Source organism: Ruegeria sp. BHSB058 (genome assembly GCF_059613285.1).
Genome location: NZ_JBXWSF010000123.1, coordinates 1 through 7,673 on the forward strand (window position 1 = coordinate 1; position 7,673 = coordinate 7,673).

Below are 7,673 nucleotides of genomic sequence, written 5' to 3' on the forward strand. Positions count from 1 at the left end.
GCTGACCACGATCCTGACAGGAGCAGCGATGATCCGTGAGCGCGAGCATGGAACGATCGAGCATTTGCTTGCCATGCCGGTAACACCGTTCGATATCGCTGCCGCCAAGATATGGGCAAACGCCGCAGTGGTTCTTGTTGCGACGGCGCTGTCGATGACATTTGTTCTGCAAGGATCATTGGGAGTGGTCATCGCGGGGTCGAAGGTTCTTTTTCTTCTCGGCACCGCGTTGTTTCTCTTCACCGCTACAGCTTTGGGGGTATTTCTGGCAACGCTCGCGCGATCCATGGCGCAGTTTGCGCTTTTGGTGATGCTGACGATCTTGCCGATGCTGATGCTGTCAGGCGGCGAAACCCCGATCGAAGGGCAGCCCGAATGGTTGCAGGTTGCAACTCTGCTCCTTCCGTCTCGCCACTACATGTCAGCCAGCCAGGCAATCGTCTTCAAGGGAGCCGGGATCGAAACCGTCTGGCCTGAGTTCTTCTGGATGACATTGCTGGGGGCCATGCTTTTGACCACAAGCCTTTTACTCTTTCGGCGTTCCGTTGCGCATGGCAGCTAGAGGGGCGCGGCGACAAGCAAGGCCACGTCGTGTTCTTCTGACCACCTGCCGTACTGTTCTGATTGCTCTCTTGTGAATCTGGCGCCACGCTACGTTCGAAGAACCTGGCTCAAGGCCCAGCAATCCCTGTTCGGCGCGGACAACGCTCGCGGATTTCTGTTGAGTTCGGTTCGAACTTGCCCTAGTCACGGCACTACCTCGGGGTGCGCGTCACATCGCGCTGAGATGCCATCCGGCGAACCCGTTGAACCTGAACCGGCTAGAACCGGCGGAGGGAAAGGTAGCGGATTCATCCATCCTTGTCCTGACGCCGCAATGGAGGATGATATGAGACATCTGATTATTGCTGCGGGAATACTGAGTGCAACGTCGGCCTTTGCCGCCGACAAACCCCAGTTGACCGTTTACACCTATGACAGCTTCGTATCCGACTGGGGCCCCGGCCCTCAGATCGAAGAGGCGTTCGAGGCAGTGTGTGACTGTGACCTGAATCTTGTCGGCCTCGAAGACGGCGCAGCCCTTTTGTCGCGTGTGCGGCTGGAAGGCGAGAACTCGGACGCAGACGTTGTGTTGGGGCTCGACACAAACCTGATTTCAGCAGCGAGGGAAACCGGGCTGTTCGCATCCCATTCGGTGAGCGCCAACTTTGCGCTGCCCGTCGACTGGAGCGATTCAGAATTTGTCCCCTATGATTGGGGTTATTTTGCCTTTGTTCACAACGCCGACGTGCCGGCTCCCGCCAACTTCCGCGAGCTGGCGGACAGCGACACCAAGATCATCATTCAGGATCCGCGTTCGTCCACACCGGGCCTGGGCCTGCTATTGTGGGTCAAGGCGGCCTATGGGGCCGACGCACCGGCTCTCTGGGCAGATCTGTCCGACAATATCGTGACCGTCACAAAGGGCTGGTCCGAGGCTTATGGTCTGTTTCTCGAAGGTGAATCCGACATGGTGCTGAGCTACACCACCTCGCCCGCCTATCACTTGATTGCCGAGGAAGACGCGTCCAAATCCGCCGCAATGTTCGACGAAGGACATTACATGCAGATTGAGGTGGCCGCAAAACTGGCACATACCGACCAGCCGGAACTGGCCGACGAATTTCTGACCTTCATGGTTTCTGACGCGTTCCAGCAGATCATTCCAACAACGAACTGGATGTATCCCGCCGTAATCCCGTCAGCTGGGTTGCCCAAAGGGTTCGAAACCCTGCACACACCCGCAAAGGCTCTTTTTTTCCAGCCTGACGAAGCTGAACCCGTGCGAGACGAGGCTCTGGCCGAATGGCTGGGCGCACTCAGCCAGTAAGCCCCTATCCGGGGTTCTGCGCGGCTGCACTTGTGGCCGCGCTGATACTGGGGACACTCAGCGCAGTAGCCCTGCGTGCCGAAGCCGGGCGTGGATTCGGCCCGGCGGACTGGGCTGCCTTGCGGTTTACCCTGACACAAGCCACTCTATCGGCATTGATCAGCACCGGGCTGGCCATTCCGGTCGCCCGCGCGCTGGCACGACGGCGTTTTCGGGGTCGGCGTGCGCTTATCGCGTTGCTGGGAGCGCCATTCATTTTGCCCGTCATCGTTGCGATTCTCGGGCTGTTGCAAGTCTTTGGACGTGCCGGTTGGATTTCGGATTTTCTGAGCGTGTTCGGGCTACCACCCATTCAGATTTATGGATTGCACGGGGTGGTCTTGGCCCATGTGTTTTTCAACCTTCCCCTGGCAACCCGTCTTGTTCTTCAGGGCTGGCAGGAAATCCCCGCGGAACGCTTTCGCCTGGCTGCGCAACTGGGCTGTGACGGTCGAGCCATTTTCCGGTTGATCGAGATACCGATGCTGACCCGTGTTCTTCCCGGAACGATGGCCGTCATTTTTGCCATTTGCCTGAGCAGCTTCGCGGTCGCCCTGACCTTGGGGGGCGGGCCGCGCGCGACAACGGTCGAACTCGCTATCTATCAGGCATTTACCTATGACTTTGATCTGGGGCGGGCGGCACTTTTGTCTGCCTTGCAGTTGCTGTTGACCGCCGCCGCCGCACTGACCGCCCTAAGGCTTTCACGCCGGGAAGGGTTCGGTTCAGGGCTCGACAGGGCCATTCGACGTTGGGACGGTGACGGAACGATTATCGATACGCTTTGGATCGTGTCAGGTGCGACTTTTTTGTTTCTGCCGCTTGCCTCGGTTGTGATATCAGGAATAACGGGGCTTGCAGAGTTGCCCATACCGATCATTCGCGCGGCACTGATTTCGGTTCTTGTCGCCGCCGCCAGTACGGTTTTCCTTTTGCTTCTGGCCCTGCCAATGGCTGCCGCAGTTGCCAACAGGCGCTTTGGGTTGGTTGAACTCGGAGGCATCCTCGGGCTTGCCGCGTCGCCGTTGGTGATCGGCACCGGATTGTTCATCATGATCCGGCCGATGGCAAATCCAACGACGTTGGCATTGCCGGTCACTGCGTTGGTGAATGCGGTCATGGCATTGCCGTTTGCTTTGCGAATTCTTGTGCCCGCCGCACGAGATGTATCTTCACGATACGGGCGCTTGGCACTCTCGCTGGATATGGGCGGATGGGTTTTCTTTAAGCGCGTCATGCTTCCCCGTATGCGCCCGCAGATCGGGTTTGCCGCAGGTCTCGCTGCCGCGCTTTCCATGGGCGATCTCGGAGTGATCGCGCTTTTTGCCGACGCACAGGTTGCCACCCTGCCCCTTCAGATTTACCGCTTGATGGGCGCTTATCAAATGCAGGCCGCAGCGGGCGGCGCATTGATATTGCTGATCCTATCGATGGGAGCATTCTGGGCTTTGGATCGCGGAGGGCGGTGGCATGCTGAAGCTTGAGAACTGCGTTCTTGGGAACGGCAATTTCGTTTTGCGCGCCAATCTCCAGATCGAGGCCGGAGCGAGTGTCGCGATAATTGGCCCTTCGGGGGAAGGAAAAACCACCCTTCTGGAAACCATCGCCGGGTTCCGCGATCTGAAAGAAGGGCAGATATCGTGGCAGGGTCGAGACATGACCCATATCCCGCCGGGAAAACGCCCATTGGCAATGTTGTTTCAGGACGGCAATCTCTTCCCTCATCTAAGTGCCGAGCGGAACATAGCCCTGGGGATCCGCCCGAAAGGTCGCCTTTCAAAGGCCGAAGAGGTACAGGTACAGGATGCCCTGATGCGAGTTGGGTTGTCCGGGATGGGTGATCGTAAGCCTTCCCAGCTGTCCGGCGGGCAACAAAGCCGCGTCGCCTTGGCTCGCGTGCTTGTGCAGCGGCGACAGTTGCTTTTGCTGGACGAACCGTTCGCCGCCCTTGGTCCCGCACTGAAAGCGGAAATGCTGGATCTTGTTTCCAATCTGGTTAACGAGACCAATACAACCTTGTTGATGATCAGCCATGATCCCCAAGATGCGCGTCGTATTGCAAATCAGACGATCCTGGTCACGGATGGGCTCGTGCATCCTCCGGCAGTGACAACGCAACTTTTTGAAACTCCCCCTCCGGGCCTGCGCGACTACCTGGGCTAGGGGTGCTCCGAATGGGCGACCATCAGCGATCGCAGCCACGGATCGTTCCGTTCGCGATCGAAACCCAACCTGAGTATGAAGTTGTACGACCAAAGGCTGATGATATCGCGAATGAAGTTTGCACAATAACCTCGAAATACAGCTGATATCGATAGTGTTGTCGAAATCTGAATTCGGTCCGGGTCAAAAAACAGTCCTGGTTTTGGCGCCAGCTCTCTATCACGTGACCGCCTCAGACTAGACGTATTGGCGGTCACTGCTTAACGTTCTGACAAGAATTTAATAATGGGAGGATAATATGTTCAAAATAGCAACCGGCACGATCTTAGGCGCAACAATAGCACTTTCTACCCTTGGGAGTGCTACCACTGGCAACGCCCAGGAGATGTCATTTTTCATTACAAGTGACGGGGCTGGTGACGGTGCGAATTTCGGCGGATTGGAAGGTGCTGATGCGCATTGCACGAAACTTGCCGAAGCTGCCGGATCTTCGCGAACATGGGCCGCATATCTGAGCGCAAGCATGGTGATTGACCGCAGCAGCGGAAGCCCCAAAGTAACCAACGGCATCAGCGCAAGAGACCGGATCGGATCAGGCCCGTGGTACAATGCCAAAGGTGAGATGATCGCGAAAGATGTGGACGATCTGCACAGTGCCAACGCGAATATCAACCTTGAAACCGGGCTGGACGAAAACGGCAATCCTATCAATGGACGAGGCAGCAAGCCGAACGAACATGACATCCTTACAGGAACAGACTCGAACGGACATTTCTCGACAGCTGGCGGGGATACGACCTGCGGCAACTGGACAAGCAACGGCGAGGGTTCTGCAATAGTCGGTCACCATGACCGGGCCGGGCTGAACGACTCCCGGAATATGGTGTCGTGGAATTCCTCGCATGCCTCAGTAGGATGTGGTGAGGCGGATCTTCCCAAGACCGGAGGTGCAGGTTTGCTGTACTGCTTCGCAATCGATTGAGTCTGCGACACCTGTACTTGGTTAACATGTGCCAAGCACAGTCGAACTGTCACATCTTTAGTAGCACAAGCGCCATCGCTGCGACGGTGGCGTCGTGAGCTGCCCCTACGAAATTCGGACACTGACATTGTCTGACGAAAGTTCTCGCTTTTCGTCATCAAAAAAATAAGCGGTGCGCCGATCGCACTTGCAGGGTGAAAGTCCAGGGCAGCAGGGCGTTGAAATCGGATTGCTTGTGCCCGATTGCGATGGCGGTCAGGGTTTTGGCAAGCCACGCGGCATGGGGATCGACGCTGTTTGGCTCCAGTTCCACGCGACCGTCGCCAAGGAACACGGTCGGGCCTTCCCGGTATTTGGCATGTAGCTCTGGGTCTCACCGATGAGTGATTTGGCGAAAATCCAACGTTGCCGCCGACGACGAGATACCGGGAACAGGATCAGAGGTCACAACCAAAGGTGCAAAGTCGGGCTCTGGACGTGTTGCGGTTTGATGCCGCTCCTTTGATAGCATTTAGCCCGAATTGAACCGCCTGCCCGTGTTTCCTGCAGGGAGGATGAGCGCGGTGCTGGAACACATCAAGGCCGAGCAGGACAACACCCCGCCGAAGAAACGCTGCGCCAAGGAAGCCCGCAAAGCCAGCCAGAGCTGCGATGTCTGAGGTCTCCGCCCTGTCGGGCTTTGCTCACCTCAGCGCCCAGTTGGGACATGTCGATTTTGCAGAACCAGCGACATTTCTACTTGGTTACAACATTCTCCACGCGCAGGGGGGCGCTACCTTGGACAGCAACCTGTGCCCTTCACGGAGAACCGGGCAATCCGGCCAAACCTGTACGGGTCGACCGTCAACCGATGTCAGGATCTCGCACCGGATCATGATCGCCCGCCATTGTGTCGTCAAAATGGATATGTGAAACTTCCCAGAAGACAATTAGAGGTATATCCAGTTGAGGAGTGCCGTCACGATGACGGGCAAGATGAAGAAAACCGGCGGCGCCTTCTTGTCGATGCTGCACCTGGACAGGCGAACCAAAACACCTCTGACCCGACAACTTGAGAACAAGATACGCAAAGCGATCCTGAATGGCTCCCTGCCCCAGGCAACGCGCTTACCTTCAACCCGCCAATTGGCACAGGATCTTGGTGTATCACGTCTTACGATCAAAAACGCATTTGAACAGCTTGTCACCGAGGGTTTTCTGGAATCACACACAGGCTCGGGCACTTACGTGGCAAACTTGTCACCCGGCGATCTGCCGATCGAAGTCTCTCCCTCGCGGCGATCGCATCCCTCGCTCAACCTCGGCCCTGTATCACCCCATATAGAGCAGATCCTCGGGTCGCGCTCGACAACCCGACTTGACCAGGTCTCGGCGTTCAGACCGGGTATTCCGGCCCTGGATCTTTTTCCGCGCCGTGCCTGGGCCGAGGCGCAATCTCGCGCAACCCGCAATCAGGATTCAGCTTTGCTTGGATACGGCCCCCCAGGTGGGCTTGAAGAGTTGAAACGTGCGATTGCCGGCCATGTCAGGGACAGCAGAGGTATCGAATGCGACGCGGACCAGATCGTCGTGACAGCCGGTGCTCAACAAGCGTTTTCAATTGTTCTCATGACCCTTCTGACGCGCGGCAACACCATATGGATGGAAGATCCGGGCCACATTGCATTTCGGGATACCGCGCGGCTTCAGGGGTTGAACGTTCGATCCGTACCGCTTGATAGCGAAGGTTTTTCAATCGCCTATGCCGTCGCCAATCATGACCCCTGCAACCTGATTTTTGTCACGCCGTCGCACCAACACCCGCTTGGCATGACGATGAGCCTCCCTCGCAGAATGGAGTTGCTGGAACTGGCGCGCGATCAGAAAGCGTGGATTGTCGAAGACGACTATGACAGCGAATTCCACTATGAAGAGCGCCCCCAACCCGCCCTCAAGGCACTCGACCCGAACGCGGGAATTCTCTATGTCGGCAGCTTTTCGAAAACAATGTTTCCTGCCATTCGGCTTGGCTATCTGATTTGCCCGCCCGGATTTAGCGGCGCCTTTGCCACCGCTGGAACATTGCTAAGTCAGAACGTATCGCTCCTCCAACAAAAGGCGATGGCTCTTTTCATGCAGGATGGGAGTTACAATGCTCATATCCGAAAGATGAAACAAGCATACCGCCTGCGTCGCGATCTTCTTGTCACAACCTTGACGGATCACGCAGCAGATATTCTGGAACCAGCACCTTGCAAGGCGGGTATCCATCTTTTTGCAAGGTTCAACGATACCACGATATCCGATCGTGAAATGGCAAAGCGCCTTTGGGATGCCGGCATCGATTGCCTGCCGGTCTCGATCTTCAGGGATCAGGCACCTGTTGCCCCCGGCCTTCTGCTGGGGTTTGCCTGCGCACCGGAACAACAGATTGTCGAAAAGACCATGCAAGCTGTTGTTTGCCTGAAACGTGGTGTTCAGCTCACATGAACATCTGGAAAGGCCCCGTTGCCGGGGCCTTTTCGCCCTCCTCCCAGTTTATCATGTTGGCCATGGCAGGGAGTATGTTTTGACGTTTGTGAAGAACTTCATGGCTTCGATGACGCCTTCTTTTACGCCGTTTCCGCTGTCCTTGATGCC

At 56.7% G+C, this 7,673-nt stretch carries 7 protein-coding genes and 1 riboswitch; of the genes, 6 read left to right on the plus strand and 1 reads right to left on the minus strand.

Annotation, left to right across the window (positions count from 1 at the left end; genetic code table 11):
* The 5 genes from AC2FNB_RS19840 to AC2FNB_RS19860 form a co-directional block, all read left to right on the plus strand.
* A partial coding sequence (locus tag AC2FNB_RS19840; RefSeq protein ID WP_496748519.1) for an ABC transporter permease occupies positions 1 to 562 on the plus strand: 562 nt, incomplete at its 5' end.
* Between the two features lie 189 nt (positions 563 to 751).
* Positions 752 to 857, plus strand: a riboswitch (TPP riboswitch).
* Between the two features lie 32 nt (positions 858 to 889).
* Entirely contained in the window at positions 890 to 1,870 is a 981-nt protein-coding gene (gene thiB, locus AC2FNB_RS19845) for a thiamine ABC transporter substrate binding subunit (protein WP_496748520.1), read from the plus strand.
* Entirely contained in the window at positions 1,846 to 3,393 is a 1,548-nt protein-coding gene (locus tag AC2FNB_RS19850; protein WP_496748521.1) for an ABC transporter permease family protein, read from the plus strand. Before thiB ends, AC2FNB_RS19850 begins: the two co-directional genes overlap by 25 nt.
* A complete protein-coding gene (locus AC2FNB_RS19855; RefSeq protein ID WP_480751927.1) occupies positions 3,380 to 4,072 on the plus strand; it encodes a thiamine ABC transporter ATP-binding protein in 693 nt (230 codons plus the stop codon). The genes AC2FNB_RS19850 and AC2FNB_RS19855 overlap by 14 nt, the downstream gene beginning before the upstream one ends.
* A gap of 298 nt (positions 4,073 to 4,370) precedes the next feature.
* The gene (locus AC2FNB_RS19860) at positions 4,371 to 5,054 is read left to right on the plus strand and encodes a hypothetical protein (RefSeq protein WP_496748522.1); all 684 of its coding nucleotides are present in this window, start codon (positions 4,371 to 4,373) and stop codon (positions 5,052 to 5,054) included.
* Positions 5,055 to 5,211: 157 nt separating this feature from the next.
* Here AC2FNB_RS19860 and AC2FNB_RS19865 read toward each other — a convergent pair whose 3' ends face one another.
* Positions 5,212 to 5,388 carry a transposase domain-containing protein gene (locus AC2FNB_RS19865; RefSeq protein ID WP_496748523.1) on the minus strand — a complete coding sequence of 59 codons (177 nt, stop codon included), beginning with the start codon at positions 5,386 to 5,388 and terminating at the stop codon, positions 5,212 to 5,214.
* A 629-nt stretch (positions 5,389 to 6,017) separates the two neighbouring features.
* Here AC2FNB_RS19865 and pdxR point away from each other — a divergent pair.
* Positions 6,018 to 7,523 carry a MocR-like pyridoxine biosynthesis transcription factor PdxR gene (gene pdxR, locus AC2FNB_RS19870; RefSeq protein WP_496748524.1) on the plus strand — a complete coding sequence of 502 codons (1,506 nt, stop codon included), beginning with the start codon at positions 6,018 to 6,020 and terminating at the stop codon, positions 7,521 to 7,523.
* Positions 7,524 to 7,673: the final 150 nt, after the last annotated feature.